Source organism: Georgenia sp. EYE_87, from assembly GCF_023148685.1.
In the GTDB taxonomy this organism is placed as follows: domain Bacteria; phylum Actinomycetota; class Actinomycetes; order Actinomycetales; family Actinomycetaceae; genus Georgenia.
In genome coordinates this window covers 153,681-170,184 of sequence record NZ_JAHXNL010000004.1, presented here as the reverse complement: position 1 = coordinate 170,184, position 16,504 = coordinate 153,681, and the positions used below count along the sequence as shown (strand labels likewise).

Here is a 16,504-nt window from a genome sequence, read left to right as displayed (position 1 = left end):
CATGACTCAGACCACCACGCTGCCGGAGGCCACCACCCCGGGCCGGGGCACGCTGACCCCGGGAATGTCGATCCCGAAGATCCTGCGCGAGCGGGCCGCCCGGGACCCGGAGGGCACCATCTTCGAGCGGCAGTCGGCGCTGGGGTCGAGCTTCGTGCCGGTGACCACCAAGGTCTTCTTCGACGAGGTGCGCGCGTTCGCCCGGGGCCTGGTGGCGCTCGGCGTCGAGCCGGGCGACCGGCTCGCCATCATGAGCCGCACGAGCTACGAGTGGTCCGTGCTGGACCTCGCGGCCTGGTCGGTCGGCGCCGTGCCGGTGCCCGTCTACGAGACCTCCTCAGCCGAGCAGGTCGAGTGGATCGTCACCGACGCGGGCGTGCGCCTGGTCTTCGCCGAGAACCGTGCCCTCGCCGCGCTCGTCGAGCCGCTGGTCGGCAAGGTGCCCGGGCTGGAGAAGGTCTACGTCATCGACGAGTTCGCCATCTCCCAGGTCTCCGCGGCGGGCACCGACGTGCCCGAGCAGGTGGTCGACGAGCGCACGGACGCCGTCGTCATGGAGACGCTGGCGACGATCATCTACACCTCCGGCACCACGGGGCGCCCCAAGGGCGTGGAGCTCACCCACGGCAACTTCGTCTCCCTGGTGGTCAACGGGACCGACGACCCGAACTTCTCGGGCGTGGTGCGCGGCGGCGACAGGCGCACGCTGCTGTTCATGCCGATGGCCCACGTGTTCGCCCGCTTCGTCCAGGTGCTCTGCATCTACTCCGGCGCCGTCATGGCGCACGTGCCGGACGCGAAGAACCTCGTCGCGGACCTCGGCGCGTTCCGGCCGACGTTCCTCCTCGCCGTCCCGCGGGTCTTCGAGAAGGTCTACAACTCCGCCGACGCCAAGGCCGGCGCCGGGGCGCGGAAGCGGATCTTCCGCTGGGCCGCGAAGGTGGCCATCGAGCACTCCCGCGCGCAGGACCGGCCGGACGGACCCTCGGCGGCGCTGAAGGCGCAGCACGCCCTGGCGTCGCGGCTCGTCTACGGCAAGATCCTCGCCGCGATGGGCGGGAACCTCGACTACGCGATCTCCGGCGGCGCACCCCTGGGCGAGCGGCTCGGGCACTTCTTCCGCGGCATCGGCGTCGTCGTCCTCGAGGGCTACGGGCTCACCGAGGTCGGGGCCCCCACCACGGTCAACCGCCCCGGGCTGGTCAAGATCGGCACGGTCGGCCCGCCCTACCCCGGCAGCTCCGTGCGCATCGGGGCGGACGGGCAGGTGCAGGTGAAGGGCCCGAACGTCTTCCGCGGGTACCGCAACAACCCGGAGGCCACGCAGGCCGCCTTCGACGACGGCTGGTTCGTCACCGGCGACATCGGCACCCTCGACGACGACGGCTACCTGCGCATCACCGGCCGGCAGAAGGAGCTCATCGTCACCGCCGGCGGGAAGAACGTCGCCCCGGCGGTGCTGGAGGACCGTCTGCGGGGCCATCCGCTCGTCTCGCAGGTGGTCGTGGTCGGCGACGCCAAGCCGTTCATCGGTGCGCTGGTCACCCTTGACGCCGACATGCTCCCGCAGTGGCTCGCCAACCACGGCCTGCCGGCCATGAGCGTCGCCGAGGCCGCGGAGAACCCGCAGGTGCTCGCCGCGCTCGACCGGGCCGTCACGCGTGCGAACGAGGCGGTCTCCCGGGCGGAGTCGATCCGCAAGATCCGGGTGCTCACCACGGACTTCACGATCGAGAACGACTACCTGACGCCGTCGCAGAAGGTCAAGCGCGCCAAGGTGCTCGCCGACTTCGCCGGCGAGGTGGAGAAGATCTACTCCTGACCACTCCCGGTGAGAGGTCACGCGATCGGTGAGGCGTCACGAGTCCGATGGGACGCTCGCGATCTCGTGACGTCTCGCCGGCCGGGCGGTGCTCAGGGCTTGGTGCCGCCGTTGGCCCGGGCCTCGGCGATGTCCTCGTGGTGGCGGATGACCTCGTCCACGATGAACTTGAGGAACTTCTCCGCGAAAACCGGGTCCAGGCCGGCCTCCTCGGCGAGCGCGCGCAGCCGGGCCACCTGACGGTCCTCCCTGTCCGGGTCCGACGGCGGCAGCTTCAGCTCCGCCTTCATGACCCCTACCTGCTTGGTGCAGCGGAATCGCTCGGCGAGCAGGTGCACGAGCGCGGCGTCGATGTTGTCGATCGTCGCCCGCGCCGAGCGCAGCGCCGCCGGCACCTCGTCAGGCTCGTTGCTGCGGTGGATGCCCGGGGTCGTCGTCATGGCGCGATCCTACGGAAGACGGCGGGCGCCGGACCCCGGCGCCCACCTGCCGGAGGCTGCCGGACCCCGGCGCCCGCCTGCCGGAGGCTGCGGCCGGCGCGCCCGGCCGCCCCTCAGCGGGCCTCGCCGATCGCCTACCGCTTGCCCACCCGGCTCCGCCCCTCGCGGTGCGGGTCGGCACTCTGGGAGAACAGGTGGTCGTTCGGGGTGGCGGCGTCGCTCCAGCGAAGGAGCGCTCCCACGCCGTCGGGGAGCTGGACGCTCGCCGGGTCCACCACCGTGATGCCGGCGCCCTGCGCGAGCGCGGCACGGCCGAGCGCGAGGTCCGCGCGGACCTCGTGCGGGGCGCGAGCGCCCATCTCCATCACGTCCGTGTGGTTGCCGAGCTGGAGCGGGTCGTCCCCGCACCAGAACTTCTTGTTCGCCAGCGACGACGGCGGCCCCGCCACCTCCTCGGTGACGAGGAGCTCGGCGACCTGCCCCCGTCGCAGCACGTCGAGAACGCCGTCGCGCCCGGCGACGGCCGCACCGTCCTGGCCGTGCACCTCCCGGAACCGGTTCACGACCGCCTCGCGGCGACGCAGCCGGAACTGGGTCAGCATGTCGGCCACGTGCGCGTTGAACGCCTCGGGCTTGACGCCCTCGGCCCGCGATCCGCCGTCGAGGACGGTGAGGATCTCCCTGGCCTGCTGCCCGAGGGAGTCGGCCACCATCGCCCGGGCGCGGACGTCACCAGTGAGCAGCAGCAGCTCCGGACGTCGCTCGGAGACGATGCGGTCCAGCTCGGCCGCGACGACCTCGGCGTTGCGCTCCCAGGAGTCCTCGGCGCGCTTCTCGAAGCGACGGTGCGACCAGCCGCCCGTGTTGGCCTTGGTCAGCTCGTCGTGGCCTCCCTCCACGCTCACGAGGTCGGCAGCGACCTCGGACGCGGTGGCCGACTCGAAGAGCGTGACGTCCGCGCCGGAGCGGTCCACGGTCACGAGGAGGTAGCGGACGTGCTCGTCGGCCACGCGCGCGAGCGCGAGGGCGTTGACGCCCCGGTCGACCATGGCCTCGTCCGCGCCCGGCGGGGAGGCGAGGGTGCAGTCGAGGACCACCTCTCCGCGGGCACCGACGAGGACCCGCCCGTACTTGCCGGCCGCGTTGCTGATCGTCCGGATGCGCTCGCCGAGCGCCTCCAGGGTGGCACCGTCGGCGCCCTGCCCCTCCAGGCCGCGCCGCAGGTCCTTCCACCGTGTGAGCACCGCCTGGTTTCCCGTCTCGCTCTCGCGCGTCGCGTCCATCACGACCGTGACGAGTGGGACGTCGTGGGGAAGGTTGGCGGTGATCCGGTCAAGTCGCATCGGGCACCTCGCTGTGTCGGAGTCGGTTGGTCCCGTCCACTCTGACGCACCGGAGGCCGGGACGCCATAGGTGCCCCGAAGCAGCCTGACGGGCCCCGCACCCAGGGGGAACGGCGGAGGGCCGGCACCCTCAGGTGCCGGCCCTGCACGGTCGCCCGGCACCCTCAGGTGCCGGCCTCCACGGTCGACGACCGCTGTCGCCGCCGTCGTCGGTCAGGCGGTCTTCTCGCGCGGCGGGCGCCGCTTGCTGGCCTTCTCGCGGGGCACGAGCGTCGGGTTCACGTTCTCCAGGACGACCTCACGGGTGACGACGACGCGGGCGACGTCGTCGCGCGACGGCACCTCGAACATCACCTCGCGGAGCACCTCCTCCATGATGGCGCGCAGCCCGCGGGCGCCCGTGCCCCGCAGGAGCGCCTGGTCCGCGATGGACTCCAGGGCGTCGTCGGTGAACTCCAGCTCGACGCCGTCGATCTCGAACATCCGCTGGTACTGCTTGACCAGGGCGTTCCTGGGCTCGGTGAGGATGCGCACGAGGGCGTCCTGGTCGAGCGTGCTGACCGTGGCGACGATCGGCAGGCGGCCGACGAACTCCGGGATGAGGCCGAACTTGTGCAGGTCCTCGGGGCGGACCTCCGAGAAGAGGTCGACCTCCTGGTCGGCCGAGCGCAGCGGTGCACCGAACCCGATGCCGCGCCGTCCCGCGCGGGCGGAGATGATCTCCTCGAGGCCGGCGAAGGCGCCGGCCACGATGAAGAGCACGTTCGTGGTGTCGATCTGCAGGAACTCCTGGTGCGGGTGCTTGCGGCCGCCCTGGGGCGGCACGGAGGCCTGGGTGCCCTCGATGATCTTCAGCAGCGCCTGCTGGACGCCCTCGCCGGAGACGTCGCGGGTGATCGACGGGTTCTCGCTCTTGCGGGCGATCTTGTCGATCTCGTCGATGTAGATGATGCCCTTCTCGGCCTTCTTGACGTCGAAGTCGGCGGCCTGGATGAGCTTGAGGAGGATGTTCTCCACGTCCTCGCCGACGTACCCTGCCTCGGTCAGCGCCGTGGCGTCGGCGATGGCGAACGGCACGTTCAGCATCTTCGCGAGGGTCTGAGCCAGGTAGGTCTTGCCGGTCCCGGTGGGCCCGACGAGGAGGATGTTCGACTTGGCGATCTCCACGCCGGCGTCGTCCTGCCCGGCGGACTCGCGGGCCTGCACGCGCTTGTAGTGGTTGTAGACCGCCACCGCCAGCGACCGCTTCGCGCTGTCCTGGCCGATGATGTACTCCTCGAGGAAGTCGTAGATCTCGCGCGGCTTGGGCAGGTCTACCAGCCCGAGCTCGCTCGCCTCCGCCAGCTCCTCGTCGATGATCTCGTTGCACAGGTCGATGCACTCGTCGCAGATGTACACACCCGGACCTGCGATGAGCTTCTTGACCTGCTTCTGGCTCTTTCCGCAGAACGAGCACTTGAGCAGGTCCGCTCCCTCACCCGTGCGAACCACCGCGCTCCACCACCGTCTCGTCTCTTGTCACGTGCCGCCCGGGCGATCCGGTCCGGCACCCCCATTCCACACCACCGGGCGCGGTCCTGTCCTGCTCGCCGCGCGGGCGCTTCACGGTACCCCGGGTGCACCGACGCCGGGCGCGCCGCCACGAGGGACGGACGCACCCGGCGCAGGCAGGCCTCAGGCCTTCGTCAGGACGGGGGTCTTGCGGGACTCGAGGACCTGGTCCACGAGGCCGTACTCACGGGCCTGCTCGGCCGTGAGCATCTTGTCGCGCTCGATGTCCTTGCGGACCTGCTCCAGCGGGGTGCCGGAGTGGTGGGCGATGGTCTCCTCCAGCCACTCGCGCATCCGCAGCACCTCGTTGGCGTGGATCTCGATGTCCGACGCCTGCGCGTAGCCGCCGCCCTCGAGCGCGGGCTGGTGGATCATGACGCGGGCGTTGGGCAGCGCGAGACGCTTGCCGGGCGAGCCGGCGGCCAGCAGGACCGCGGCCGCGGAGGCGGCCTGGCCGAGGCAGACGGTCTGGATCTGCGGCTTGATGTACTGCATCGTGTCGTAGATCGCCGTCATGGCGGTGAAGGAGCCGCCGGGCGAGTTGATGTACATGGTGATCAGACCGTCGGGGTCCTGGCTCTCCAGGACGAGCAGCTGGGCCATGACGTCGTCGGCGGAGGCATCGTCCACCTGCACGCCGAGGAAGATGATGCGGTCCTCGAACAGCTTGGTGTACGGGTCCTGGCGCTTGTAGCCGTAGGCGGTGCGCTCCTCGAACTGCGGGAGGACGTACCGCGCCGTCGGCATGGCCGGCGCGGTGGAGGCCGGCATGCGTCCGGCCTGGGCGAAGAAGTTGGTGCTCACGGGTGCTCCTGGGGTCATCGGGTCGGCGGGCTGCGGCGTCACTTGGGCTCGGAGCCGCTGTTGCTGTCGGTGCCCCCGCCGCCGGGGACCGAGTGCGAGTGCTCGACGACCCCGTCGATGAAGCCGTACTCCAGGGCCTCGGGGGCGGTGAACCAGCGGTCGCGGTCGGCGTCGGCGTTGATCTGGTCCACGCTCTTGCCGGTCTGCTCGGCGGTCAGCTCGGCGAGCACGCGCTTCATGTGCAGGATCAGCTCCGCGTTGATGCGGATGTCGGTGGCGGTGCCGCCGATGCCGCCGGAGGGCTGGTGCATCATGACGCGGGCGTGAGGCGTCGCGAACCGCTTGCCCTTCGCGCCGGAGGAGAGGAGGAACTGGCCCATCGAGGCAGCCATGCCCATGGCGACGGTGGCGACGTCCGGCTGGACGAACTGCATCGTGTCGTAGATCGCCATGCCTGCGGTGATGGAGCCGCCCGGGGAGTTGATGTAAAGGAAGATGTCCTTGTCCGGGTCCTCCGCGGCGAGCAGCATCATCTGCGCACAGATGGCGTTGGCGTTGTCGTCACGCACCTCCGAGCCGAGCCAGATGATGCGCTCCTTGAGGAGCCGGTTGTAGATGTTGTCGTTCAGGCCCATACCGGTGCTCTCGGTCCTTGCCTGCGGCATCGTCTCGCTCACGTGCATGCTCCTTCTGCCGGGCCCCGCGGCCACGGCCGTCTCGGCCTGTGATGGTCCGTTCGGACGACACTAACGCCGCCCGCCGACAGATCCTTTCCCCAGGGGACGCTTTTCGCTCACGGCGCACGGTCCCTCGCACGGCCGCGGCCCGGGTCGTCCGCGGCATGCGTCGGGCCCGGCACCGCGGGGTGCCGGGCCCGTCGCGGGTTCCGGGAGCGTTACTCGTCGGCCTTCTTGGCGGCCGGCTTCTTCGCGGCGGTGGACTTCGCGGGGGCCTTCTCGGCGGTCTTGCCCGCGGGCTTGCGTGCGGTCGCCTTCTTGGCCGCGGGCTTCGCCGCCGCCTCGTCCTTCGACGCCGTGTCGGCCTTCGCAGCGGTGGACTTCTTCGCCGCGCCGGTCTTCCTGGCGGTGGCCTTCTTCGCCTCGGCGGGCTCCTCCTCCGCCTCGGCGGCCTCCGCCGGGGACTCGGCGGACTCGGCGCTCTCCGCCGACTCCGCACTCTCGGCCGACTCAGCGCTCTCCGCCGACTCCGCACTCTCGGCCTCCGCCGACGCCTCCTCGGCCGGGGCGGCGGCCGCGCCGTCCGGTCCGGCGGCGTCGAGCTCGTCCGAGCCGATGTACTCGCTCAGGTCGACCTCGTTGCCGTCGCTGTCCTTGACGGTGACCTGGCGCAGCGCGACGGCGAGCGCCTTGTTGCGGGCGATCTCGCCCATGAAGGCCTGGATCTGGCCCGTCTGGGAGGCGGCCTGGATGAACTGGTTCGGCTCCATGCCGTACTGCTGGGCGCTGGAGACGAGGAACTCGAGGAGCTCGTTCTGCGTGACGCCGACCTTCAGCCGGTCCACGAGGGTGTCGAGGAGCATCTGGTCCCGCAGGAGGTCGGTGATCTCCTCGCGGACCTCCTCGCCGTGCGGGTCGCCCGCCTCCTTGCCCTCGGCCTCGAGGTGGCGGCCGATCTCGGCCTCGACGACGCCGCCCGGGACGGGGATTTCCACGTCGCCGCGCAGTCGCTCGAGGAGACGGTCGCGGGCCTGGACGGCCTGGTCGGCCGCCCGGTCCTTGGCCGCCTGGCCACGGAGGTCCTCGCGCAGCTCGTCGATGGTGTCGAACTCGGAGGCGAGCTGGGCGAAGTCGTCGTCCGCCTCGGGCAGGTCCCGCTCCTTGACCGCGGTCGGGGTCACGGTGACCTCGGCGTCCTCGCCGGCGTGCTCGCCGCCGGCGAGAGGCGCGGTGAAGGTGGTGGTCTCGCCGGCCGTCAGGCCGGTCAGGGCCTCGTCCAGGCCGTCGAGCATGTTGCCCGCGCCGATCTGGTAGGAGACGCCGGAGACGGAGTCGACCTCCTCCTCGCCGACCTTCGCCGAGAGGTCGATGACCACGAAGTCACCGTCCTCGGCGGGGCGGTCCACGCCGACGAGCGTGCCGAAGCGCTCCCGCAGCTCGTCGAGCTTGGCGGCCACGTCGTCGTCGCTCACGGCGGCCGGCTCGACGGTGATCTCGACCCCGTCGAGCTCGGGCAGAGTGATCTCGGGACGGACGTCGACCTCGGCCTCGAAGACGAGCTGCCCGCCGGGCGTGCCGGTGACGGCCGGAATCTCGGTGACGTTGATGCTCGGCTGCCCCATCGGGCGGACCTCGGTCTCGGCGACCGCCTGGTTGTAGAAGCCGGGGACGGCGTCGTTGACGGCGTGCTCGATCACGGCGGCGCGGCCGACGCGCTGCTCGAGGACGCGCGGGGGCACCTTGCCCTTGCGGAAGCCGGGCACGTTGACCTGCTCGGCGATGTGGGAGTAGGCGTGGTCGAGGCTCGGCTTGAGCTCGTCGTACGACACCTCCACGGTCAGCTTGACCCGGGTGGGCTCAAGGTTCTCGACGGCGCTCTTCACTGCGGTGCTCCACTCATCGTGACGGTTCGGTCTGGCCCCGCCCAGCAGGCGGTGCGAAGTTCTTGCATGCGCCCGAGGCGCACAGACCGACCAATCTTAGGGCACGGCGCAACGGCCGAGCACACCGTCGCGACGAGGGGTTCACCGCCGGGCGCGATCGCGGCCGGCTTCGGCCGCCGGCGTCAGGCGCTGACCAGCGGGCGGCGGGCGCGCCGACGTGCGGCCCGCATCGAGGGATTCTCGATCTCGTCACCGCGCTCGGCCAGCCACGCGGCCCAGTCGGTCACCTCGGGATGACGGCGCAGCAGCGCCCGCCTCTCCCGCTCCGTCATGCCGCCCCAGACGCCGAACTCGGTCTCGGTGGTCAGAGCCTCGGCGAGGCAGGCCTCACGGACAGGGCAGCTGAAGCACACCTCCCGGGCGGATCGCTGCGCGGCACCGCGCACGAAAAGGGCGTCAGGGGCCTGCTGGGCGCATGCGGCAAATGCGGTCCAGCTACGGTCAACAGTCATAGGGGGTCTCCTGCGAACATGGGTTGGCGAGGGGGGCGCCTACCCGATATCGGAAACCTTAGTGATGTGGCGTCATTCACGGAACAGTTGAACGGTAAATGCACAACTGTGGAGGTAAGTCGGGGCCTTCCGAACGACCGCTGAAACGATCCAGAGCCCTTCACGGGACGAAAACGCGACGTATTCCGGTTCGCCGTGCTAACGATCCGGCCGGTCCTCGCGCTCCCGGTGCCCGGCGTGGGAGCCTGTCGCGCCGCGGGCGGCTGCCCTGACGGCTACGGCGCTCGCTGACCGACGCCGGTCCGCTGGACGGACGCGCGCCGTCGGTCGTCCAGGAGTGCCATCGCCGGACCTGCGGTCATGCCGTGCACGACGACGGACCCCACCACCACCAGACCGGTGATCGCCCACAGCGAGCGCGGCTCGGAGAAGGACGCCTGCCCCAGCCCGTAGGCGAGGTAGTAGAGCGAACCCACGCCGCGCACGCCGAAGAAGGAGATGACCGCACGCTCTCGCGGGTCTGTCCCGCTCCCGGCCATGGCGGCCCAGCCCGCCAGCGGGCGCACCAGCAGCAGGAACGCGGCGGCCACGAGCACGTGCGCCCAGGTGACGTCCGCGAAGAGCCCGCGCGCCACGGCTCCGCCGAGGAGGATCAGGATGACGATCGTGACCAGGCGTTCGAGCTGCTCGACGTACTGGTGCAGCACCTTGTGATAACCGTGGTCCCGCTCGGCGGCCCGGATCGTGCAGGCGCACACGAAGACCGCCACGAACCCGTATCCCTCGGCCAGCTCTGCCAGGCCGTAGGCGGCGAAGGTGCAGGCGAGCGCCACGAAGCCCTCGCCGTGCTCGGCCAGCCGCAGCCGGTCCCACCGGACGGAGAAGAACAGCTTGCCGAGCAGCCAGCCCAGCAGCAGGCCGACGCCGACGCCGACCCCCAGGCGCCACAGCACGTCCAGGGCGACCCACCGGCCCAGCCAGCCGGAGGGCGCGACGCCGGCGGCGGCGATGGCGATCGCCGCGTAGGTGAACGGGAACGCCAGGCCGTCGTTCAGCCCTGCCTCGGACGTCAGCGCGAACCGCACCTCGTCCTCGTCCTCGTCCTCCGCGTCCGAGGGCTCGGCCACCTGCACCTCGCTCGCCAGCACGGGGTCCGTGGGGGCCAGCACGGCAGCGAGGAGGACGGCGCTCGCGACGGGCAGCCCCAGGGCCCAGCCGCCGAGCAACCCCGCGGCGAGCATCGTGAGGGGCATCGCGATGCCGAGCAGGCGCCAGGTGGAACCCCAGCGGCGAAGGCCGACGGGCCGGTCCAGCGCCAGCCCGGCGCCCATCAGCGAGATGATGACGCAGGCCTCGGTGACGTGCTCGACGACGCCGCCGTGCGCCAGGGGGTCGGGGTTCGGCAACCACTCGATCGTGGCAAACGCGACCACCCCGGCGCCGAGGAAGATCATCGGCATCGACACAGGAGCGCGGCTGATCAGGCGCGGCAGCACCGCGGCGAGCAGCGCTGCCAGGCCCGCGGCCGCGTACGTGAGTCCGGTGGGGTCCATCGGTACCGCCCCTTCGACGTGGAACGGGGGAAGCGTCGCACAGCGACGGGCTCACGGCACCGCGGGCGTCCGCCGGCCCGAGAGCTCCGCCCGGACGGCGCAGGTGGCCAGTCGGGATGGCGGTGTCGTGGTTCAAGACATGCGCGACACGGCTCTCAGGTGATCGGCGACCCCGCAGCAGATCGCTTCGCCGGTCTTCAACGTGTCCGTTGCGGCATTCGCGATCGGTGTCGTGGTCGCGTCGCGCAGCGAGCGATCACGAAGTCCGGTTTCGCCCCAGGTGGTGGATCACCGGAAGGCACGCCTTGCTCCCGCACGCCGAGAAGTGCAAGGGATGGGCCAATCTGGCTGAGCTGGTTCGGGCCTGGCCCGCAGCCTGTCGCATCGAGCGCCCGCCGCGACGGCGTCCATGTACGCCCGCGAGGTCGGGCGGTAACCTGATCGGACTCGCAACGGCGCGTGGACGAAGGTGATGCCGATGGCCGTGCTGGTGGTTGCCCGGATGGCTGGAGACCCAGACCAGCTCGCCGAGAAGATCCTCGAGCACCTCACACCTGTGATGAACGAGGTTGGCCCGCGGGGCGGCGCCCTGTGGCACTCGCTCGCCAAGACACCCGACGGCGTGTTGGTCGTCGACGTCTGGGAGTCACCGGGCGGGCTCGCCGCTGCGCTCGGCGACCAGCGGGTGCAGGAGGCCATGGCGCGTGCCGGCCTGCCGCAGCCCCAGGTCGACACCTACGAGCTTGTCGAGCACCGCGGCCTCTGAGCGCCTCAGGGCTCGCCGGGCTTGATGAGCTGCGGGCGGTTGCTCCGGATCGAGCCGACCGCCTTGTCCACGCGGCCGCGGGACCAGGTGCGGCTCTGGCATCGCGTAGACGAGGGGGCTCGCGCTTCGACCGTGACGTGAGCGACGGCACCGGGCCGACGCGTAACCGGTCGCGGATCGGGTTTGCGAGGCCAGCTCGGCCCCCGAGGCCGGCCCCTCACCTGCAGAACCGTAGGTCAGACCGGGCGACCAGTCGGGATGGCGGGATTCGAACCCACGACCTTCCGCTCCCAAAGCGGACGCGCTACCAACCTGCGCCACATCCCGTCGCGCCGCGGGCGGCGCCGGTTCCGCATTCTACGGGCCGCGACAGCGATGCCGTCACACGGCGTGGCCGCCTGCCGTGCCGGTGTCAGGCACCGGCGGAACGTGTCACGCACCAGCGGAACGATCTGGTTAGAATCCTCGTGCGGCTCCGGCCCGCGCGGGTGTAGCTCAATGGTAGAGCCTCTGCCTTCCAAGCAGATGGTGCCAGTTCGATTCTGGTCACCCGCTCCAGCACGATCTTCGCGGGGTTCCCGACGGCGGCATCGACACCCCGCCTCGCACCGCCCCCCGGGCACTCCGTGGGCATGCGCCCGCACCGCCACCCCGGGCACTCCGTGAGCGTGCGCCCGCACCGCCACCCCGGGCACTCCGCGAGCGTGCGCCCGCACCGCCGCCCGCCGGCCCCCCCGTCACTGTCGCGACGCGCCCCTTGACGACGACGGCCCCCTCACCGATCGGTGAGGGGGCCGTCAGGGTCAGCGGCGAGGATCAGTCCTCGACCAGCATGCCCTTCTGGTAAGCCTTGGCCAGCCGCCGCGGCACCTTGACCTCGCGGCCCTGGACGCGGACGGCGACGAGCTCGGTGAGCTCAGCCTTCCACTGGGACCGGCGAGAGCGGGTGTTGCTGCGGGACATCTTGCGCTTGGGAACTGCCATGCCCTTGCCGCTCCTTCCGTAGGTAGAGGGATATTGCCGACGTATACCCTCCCACGTGGCAGGGGCGTCAGGCCAACCGGAGCAGTCTAACCCACGCGTGAGTTCCCCCGCCCCCACCTGCCGCGGCCTGGGCACGGCCGACGATGTGAGATCGGTCGCGTCCGGGCGGCATACTGCCGCGGTGAGCGCACTCAGACCCGCGAGGGGCACGGACGTGCGTACCGAGACGGAGGTGCGCCGCTCGCGTTTCATCGCCCTCGTCCGCCGCGCGGACAGCGAGGACGAGGCCCGGGCACTGGTCTCCGAGGCCCGCTCCCTCTACCCGGACGCCCGGCACCACTGCTCGGCCTTCGTCGTCGACGTGCCCGGCGCGAGCCGGGTCGAACGCTCCTCCGACGACGGCGAACCGGCCGGGACCGCGGGCATGCCCATGCTCGAGGTGCTGCGCGGGGCCGGCCTGACGAACGTCGTCGCCGTCGTCGTCCGCTACTTCGGCGGCACCAAGCTCGGCACCGGCGGCCTCGTGCGCGCGTACTCCGAGGCGGTGCAGGGCGCCCTGGCGGTCACGCCGCGCGTCCGGGCGGAGACCGTGGGGCTGTGGGCCGTGGACGTCGGCCATGCGGACGCCGGCCACCTGGAGGCGGAGCTGCACGTACGGGGGGTCGAGGTGGTCGGCGTGCGTTACGACGCCGACGGCGTGCGGTTCACCCTGGCCGCCGCCGACGGTGCGGAGCTCGCCGGCACCGTGGCCGCCCTGACCCGCGGGGCCGTGGCCGCCGTGGCGGCCGGCGAGACCGTGGTGGAACGGCCGGAGGATGCAGACCCCTAGATATTGCTCTAGTTGCCATAGAACAACTATGGTGGCGTCATGCTGCTTCGCGTCGACCCCGCCTCCGCCCGCCCGCTCTTCGAGCAGCTGGCGGCACAGGTCCGGGTGGCGGTCGTGGACGGCGCGCTGCGCAGCGGCGAGCGCCTTCCCGCCGCCCGTGACCTCGCCGAGTCCCTGGAGATCAACCAGCACACCGTGCTGCACGCCTATCAGGTGCTGCGCGACGAGGGCCTCGTGGAGCTGCGTCGGGGCCGCGGCGCGGTGATCACGGCCCGCGCCACCGAGCAGTACGACCGGCTGGGCCGGGCCATCGACGAGGTCCGCCGCGAGGCGGGACGCCTCGGACTGCCGCTCAGCGCCGTCGCCGCCATGATCGACCGACCCGAGGAGAACCGATGACCGCCGACGCCCCCCGCCCGCCGCTCCCCCACCGCACGCGCGCCTGGCTGCTGGGCGTGGCGGTCCCGCTGGCCGTCACCGCCGCCGCCTGGGCGCTGGTGGCCTCCTGGCTGCCGCGTCTGCCCGAACGGGTGGCCCTGCACTGGGGCGTCGGCGGGGTCGTGGACCGCGTCGGCTCGGCGGGCGACCTGGTCACGGTGACCGGCGTGTCGGGCGGGATCAGCCTGGTCGTGCTCGCGGTCCTCTCGCTGAGGGTCGGCCGCACGGCGCTCACCCGGCGCACGGTGCTGGGGCTGGCGTCGGGGACGGCCGTCTTCTTCGGCGGTCTGCTGGTCACCATGGTTGCCACGCAGGTCGACCTCGCCGACGCGACCGCCGCCGAGGCACCCGACCTCGGCCTCACGCTCACCGTGGTGGCCGCCGTGCTCGTCGGCGTCGCCGCGGGGGCGCTGGCCGGACCCGACCCGGACCTGCCCGCCACCGCCCCGGTCCCTGCGTCGGCCGCACGCACCCCGCTCGCGGGGACGGAGCGGGCGGTGTGGATCCGCACGGCCGGGCCGAATGCGGTGCTCGTGCGGTGGGGCGGCCTCGCACTGGCCCTGTACCTCGGGCTCTCCGCCTGGGTCGCGGTCGTCGCGGCGAGCTGGCTCGTGGCCCTGGTCATGCTCGGCACGCTCCTGCTCCTGCTCACCATGCTGGTGTGGCAGGTGCGCGTGGACGCGAGCGGACTGACCGCGCGCGGCGCGCTGGGCTGGCCGCGTCAGCACGTGCCCGCGCACGAGGTCGTCGAGGCCTCGACCCGTCGGGTCTCCCCCTCGCGGGAGTTCGGGGGCTGGGGCCTGCGCACGGCCGTGAACGGCACGGTCGGCGTCGTGGTCCGCGGCGGTGAGTCGATCGCCGTCGAGCGCTCCGGCGGCCGGCGGTTCGTGGTCACGGTCGACGACGCCGCGACCGGTGCCGCGCTGCTCAACACCTTCGCCGAGCGCGCCCGTGCGACGGCGGGCGAGCGGTCCGCGGACCGGGGGCGGACGGACGGGGGCGAGCAGCCTCGGGGCCGAACGGCGTGACGGCGACCGCCCGCTGAGACGGACCCCTCGCCCGGGTGCGTGTGACGCTGCCCACGCGATAGTGTGATTGAGGCTTCAAGATCGCCGCGACCGCACAGAGAGGACGACGCCGTGAGCTCGACGCTCCCCGTCCACCCGTGCTGTCCGTGCTGCCCTCCCTGTCGCTAGAGCGCCCGGCTGAAAGCGTGCGGCCACGACCGCATGCCAGGCGCTCACCACCCCGCCGGCACCCGCGCCGGGCCACCGACCCCTGCACGTCTCCCATCACCCAAGGAGAGAAGACACCCATGGCCACCATCTACCAGGACGTCACCGAGCTCATCGGGCGCACCCCGCTCGTGCGCCTGAACAAGATCACCGACGGCGCGGGCGCCACCGTGCTCGCCAAGCTCGAGTTCTACAACCCCGCGAGCTCCGTCAAGGACCGCATCGGCGTCTCCATCGTCGACGCCGCCGAGCGCTCGGGGCAGCTGGCCGCGGGCGGCACGATCGTCGAGGCCACCTCGGGCAACACCGGCATCGCCCTCGCGATGGTCGGCGCGGCGCGCGGTTACAAGGTCGTGCTCACCATGCCGTCCTCGATGAGCAAGGAGCGCCGCGCGCTGCTGCGCGCCTTCGGCGCCGAGCTGGTCCTGACCGAGCCCGCGGACGGCATGCGGGGCGCCGTCGAGAAGGCCGAGGAGATCGCCGCCGAGCGTCCGGGGGCCGTGCTGGCACGTCAGTTCGCCAACGAGGCCAACCCCGAGATCCACCGCAGGACGACGGCGGAGGAGATCTGGAACGACACCGACGGTCAGGTCGACGCGGTCGTCGCCGGCATCGGCACGGGCGGCACCATCACCGGCGTCGGGCAGGTGCTGAAGGAGCGCCGGCCGGAGGTGAAGATGTTCGCCGTCGAGCCCGCGGAGTCCCCGATCCTCAACGGCGGCCAGCCCGGCCCCCACAAGATCCAGGGCATCGGCGCGAACTTCGTCCCCGAGATCCTCGACACCGAGGTCTACGACGAGGTCATCGACATCGACGCCGAGACCTCCGTGCGGTGGGCGCGCCGCGCCGCCACCGAGGAGGGCCTGCTCGTCGGCCTGTCCTCCGGCGCCGCCCTCGCCGCGGCCGTGCAGGTCGCGCAGCGGCCCGAGTTCGACGGCAAGACCATCGTCGTGATCATCCCGTCCTTCGGGGAGCGCTACCTCTCGACGATCCTCTTCGAGGGCCTGGTCGACTGACCGTGCACGACTCCCGCGTGCCGTTCCGCCAGCTGCTGCTGGAGGACCTCCAGGCTGCGCGCCGCCGCGACCCGGCGGCGCGCACCCTGGTTGAGGTCGCGCTGGCCTACCCCGGCGTGCACGCGCTGTGGGCGCACCGGCTGGCGCACCGCGTGTGGCACGCGAACCCGATGCTCCGGCTGCCCGCGCGGCTGATCTCCCAGGCCGCGCGGGCCGCCACGGGCATCGAGATCCACCCGGCCGCGGTCCTCGGCCGGCGGCTCTTCATCGACCACGGCATGGGCGTGGTGATCGGCGAGACGGCCGAGGTCGGCGAGGACGTCGTGATGTTCCACGGAACCACGCTCGGCGGGACGTCCATGAGCCGGGGCAAGCGGCACCCGACCGTCGGGGACCGCGTCACGATCGGCGCCGGGGCGAAGGTGCTCGGGCCGGTGCACATCGGCTCGGACGCGAAGGTCGGCGCGAACGCCGTGGTCGTCAAGGACGTGCCGCCCGGCGCGGTGGCCGTCGGCGTGCCGGCACGGCCGCGCCCGGCGCCGGCGGTGGTCGCCGACCCCTGGGCCGACCCGGCGGTCTACATCTGAGCGCAGGTGCGGGCGGTGCCGCCCGGTCGGTCGTGCGGGCCGAGGGACCTCCCGCTCGGCCGGC

16 protein-coding genes and 2 tRNA genes are annotated in these 16,504 nt (G+C 72.0%); 8 read left to right on the top strand and 10 right to left on the bottom strand.

Going from position 1 to position 16,504, the window contains the following annotated elements; all coding sequences use genetic code 11:
• The first annotated feature begins 1 nt into the window (after position 1).
• The gene (locus tag KZX45_RS08735) at positions 2-1,822 is read left to right on the top strand and encodes a long-chain fatty acid--CoA ligase (RefSeq protein WP_374112576.1); all 1,821 of its coding nucleotides are present in this window, start codon (positions 2-4) and stop codon (positions 1,820-1,822) included.
• Positions 1,823-1,914: 92 nt separating this feature from the next.
• On the opposite strand, the gene KZX45_RS08730 is transcribed toward KZX45_RS08735, so the two are convergent.
• The 8 genes from KZX45_RS08730 to KZX45_RS08695 form a co-directional block, all read right to left on the bottom strand.
• Positions 1,915-2,262: a chorismate mutase gene (locus KZX45_RS08730; protein WP_248257334.1), complete on the bottom strand. Its 348-nt coding sequence runs from the start codon at positions 2,260-2,262 to the stop codon at positions 1,915-1,917.
• A 134-nt stretch (positions 2,263-2,396) separates the two neighbouring features.
• On the bottom strand, positions 2,397-3,605 hold the full coding sequence (locus tag KZX45_RS08725; protein ID WP_248257333.1) for a Vms1/Ankzf1 family peptidyl-tRNA hydrolase: 1,209 nt from the start codon (positions 3,603-3,605) through the stop codon (positions 2,397-2,399).
• A 213-nt stretch (positions 3,606-3,818) separates the two neighbouring features.
• Positions 3,819-5,096 carry an ATP-dependent Clp protease ATP-binding subunit ClpX gene (gene clpX / locus KZX45_RS08720; RefSeq protein WP_248257332.1) on the bottom strand — a complete coding sequence of 426 codons (1,278 nt, stop codon included), beginning with the start codon at positions 5,094-5,096 and terminating at the stop codon, positions 3,819-3,821.
• Between the two features lie 183 nt (positions 5,097-5,279).
• Positions 5,280-5,927 (bottom strand): ATP-dependent Clp protease proteolytic subunit, encoded by a 648-nt coding sequence (locus tag KZX45_RS08715; RefSeq protein ID WP_248257417.1) that lies wholly within the window; start codon positions 5,925-5,927, stop codon positions 5,280-5,282.
• Positions 5,928-5,998: 71 nt separating this feature from the next.
• Positions 5,999-6,625, bottom strand: a complete 627-nt coding sequence (locus tag KZX45_RS08710; protein WP_248257416.1) for an ATP-dependent Clp protease proteolytic subunit — start codon at positions 6,623-6,625, stop codon at positions 5,999-6,001.
• A gap of 230 nt (positions 6,626-6,855) precedes the next feature.
• A complete protein-coding gene (tig, locus tag KZX45_RS08705) occupies positions 6,856-8,520 on the bottom strand; it encodes a trigger factor (protein ID WP_248257331.1) in 1,665 nt (554 codons plus the stop codon).
• A gap of 182 nt (positions 8,521-8,702) precedes the next feature.
• Positions 8,703-9,032, bottom strand: coding sequence for a WhiB family transcriptional regulator (locus KZX45_RS08700; protein WP_248257330.1), 330 nt, complete (start codon positions 9,030-9,032; stop codon positions 8,703-8,705).
• A 275-nt stretch (positions 9,033-9,307) separates the two neighbouring features.
• On the bottom strand, positions 9,308-10,585 hold the full coding sequence (locus KZX45_RS08695; protein ID WP_248257329.1) for a sodium:proton antiporter: 1,278 nt from the start codon (positions 10,583-10,585) through the stop codon (positions 9,308-9,310).
• Positions 10,586-11,063: 478 nt separating this feature from the next.
• Here KZX45_RS08695 and KZX45_RS08690 point away from each other — a divergent pair, with 478 nt between their 5' ends.
• The gene (locus KZX45_RS08690; protein ID WP_248257328.1) at positions 11,064-11,351 is read left to right on the top strand and encodes a hypothetical protein; all 288 of its coding nucleotides are present in this window, start codon (positions 11,064-11,066) and stop codon (positions 11,349-11,351) included.
• A gap of 253 nt (positions 11,352-11,604) precedes the next feature.
• On the opposite strand, the gene KZX45_RS08685 is transcribed toward KZX45_RS08690, so the two are convergent.
• A tRNA-Pro gene (locus KZX45_RS08685) sits at positions 11,605-11,678 on the bottom strand.
• Positions 11,679-11,835: 157 nt separating this feature from the next.
• Between KZX45_RS08685 and KZX45_RS08680 the strand changes: the two genes are divergently transcribed.
• Positions 11,836-11,909, top strand: a tRNA-Gly gene (locus tag KZX45_RS08680).
• 258 nt (positions 11,910-12,167) lie between these two features.
• On the opposite strand, the gene rpmF is transcribed toward KZX45_RS08680, so the two are convergent.
• On the bottom strand, positions 12,168-12,335 hold the full coding sequence (rpmF, locus tag KZX45_RS08675; RefSeq protein WP_043496948.1) for a 50S ribosomal protein L32: 168 nt from the start codon (positions 12,333-12,335) through the stop codon (positions 12,168-12,170).
• Between the two features lie 181 nt (positions 12,336-12,516).
• On the opposite strand from rpmF, the gene KZX45_RS08670 reads away from it, so the two are divergent.
• The 5 genes from KZX45_RS08670 (at position 12,517) to epsC (ending at position 16,440) form a co-directional block, all read left to right on the top strand.
• Positions 12,517-13,164 carry a YigZ family protein gene (locus KZX45_RS08670; RefSeq protein ID WP_248257327.1) on the top strand — a complete coding sequence of 216 codons (648 nt, stop codon included), beginning with the start codon at positions 12,517-12,519 and terminating at the stop codon, positions 13,162-13,164.
• 39 nt (positions 13,165-13,203) lie between these two features.
• Entirely contained in the window at positions 13,204-13,563 is a 360-nt protein-coding gene (locus KZX45_RS08665) for a GntR family transcriptional regulator (protein ID WP_248257326.1), read from the top strand.
• Complete coding sequence (locus KZX45_RS08660) at positions 13,560-14,630, top strand: DUF1648 domain-containing protein (protein WP_248257325.1); 1,071 nt, start codon at positions 13,560-13,562, stop codon at positions 14,628-14,630. The genes KZX45_RS08665 and KZX45_RS08660 overlap by 4 nt, the downstream gene beginning before the upstream one ends.
• Positions 14,631-14,917: 287 nt before the next feature.
• Positions 14,918-15,853 (top strand): cysteine synthase A, encoded by a 936-nt coding sequence (cysK, locus tag KZX45_RS08655; protein ID WP_248257324.1) that lies wholly within the window; start codon positions 14,918-14,920, stop codon positions 15,851-15,853.
• A 2-nt stretch (positions 15,854-15,855) separates the two neighbouring features.
• Positions 15,856-16,440 carry a serine O-acetyltransferase EpsC gene (gene epsC / locus KZX45_RS08650; RefSeq protein WP_248257323.1) on the top strand — a complete coding sequence of 195 codons (585 nt, stop codon included), beginning with the start codon at positions 15,856-15,858 and terminating at the stop codon, positions 16,438-16,440.
• Positions 16,441-16,504: the final 64 nt, after the last annotated feature.

Excerpts from the sequence above, each read along its gene's own strand:
- KZX45_RS08735 (WP_374112576.1), top strand. The coding sequence starts at position 2 with ATGACTCAGACCACCACGCTGCCGGAGGCCACCACCCCGGGCCGGGGC.
- KZX45_RS08730 (WP_248257334.1), bottom strand. The coding sequence starts at position 2,262 with ATGACGACGACCCCGGGCATCCACCGCAGCAACGAGCCTGACGAGGTG.
- KZX45_RS08725 (WP_248257333.1), bottom strand. The coding sequence starts at position 3,605 with ATGCGACTTGACCGGATCACCGCCAACCTTCCCCACGACGTCCCACTC.
- KZX45_RS08715 (WP_248257417.1), bottom strand. The coding sequence starts at position 5,927 with ATGCCGGCCTCCACCGCGCCGGCCATGCCGACGGCGCGGTACGTCCTC.
- KZX45_RS08710 (WP_248257416.1), bottom strand. The coding sequence starts at position 6,625 with ATGCCGCAGGCAAGGACCGAGAGCACCGGTATGGGCCTGAACGACAAC.
- KZX45_RS08700 (WP_248257330.1), bottom strand. The coding sequence starts at position 9,032 with ATGACTGTTGACCGTAGCTGGACCGCATTTGCCGCATGCGCCCAGCAG.
- KZX45_RS08695 (WP_248257329.1), bottom strand. The coding sequence starts at position 10,585 with ATGGACCCCACCGGACTCACGTACGCGGCCGCGGGCCTGGCAGCGCTG.
- KZX45_RS08690 (WP_248257328.1), top strand. The coding sequence starts at position 11,064 with ATGGCCGTGCTGGTGGTTGCCCGGATGGCTGGAGACCCAGACCAGCTC.
- rpmF (WP_043496948.1), bottom strand. The coding sequence starts at position 12,335 with ATGGCAGTTCCCAAGCGCAAGATGTCCCGCAGCAACACCCGCTCTCGC.
- KZX45_RS08665 (WP_248257326.1), top strand. The coding sequence starts at position 13,204 with ATGCTGCTTCGCGTCGACCCCGCCTCCGCCCGCCCGCTCTTCGAGCAG.
- KZX45_RS08660 (WP_248257325.1), top strand. The coding sequence starts at position 13,560 with ATGACCGCCGACGCCCCCCGCCCGCCGCTCCCCCACCGCACGCGCGCC.
- cysK (WP_248257324.1), top strand. The coding sequence starts at position 14,918 with ATGGCCACCATCTACCAGGACGTCACCGAGCTCATCGGGCGCACCCCG.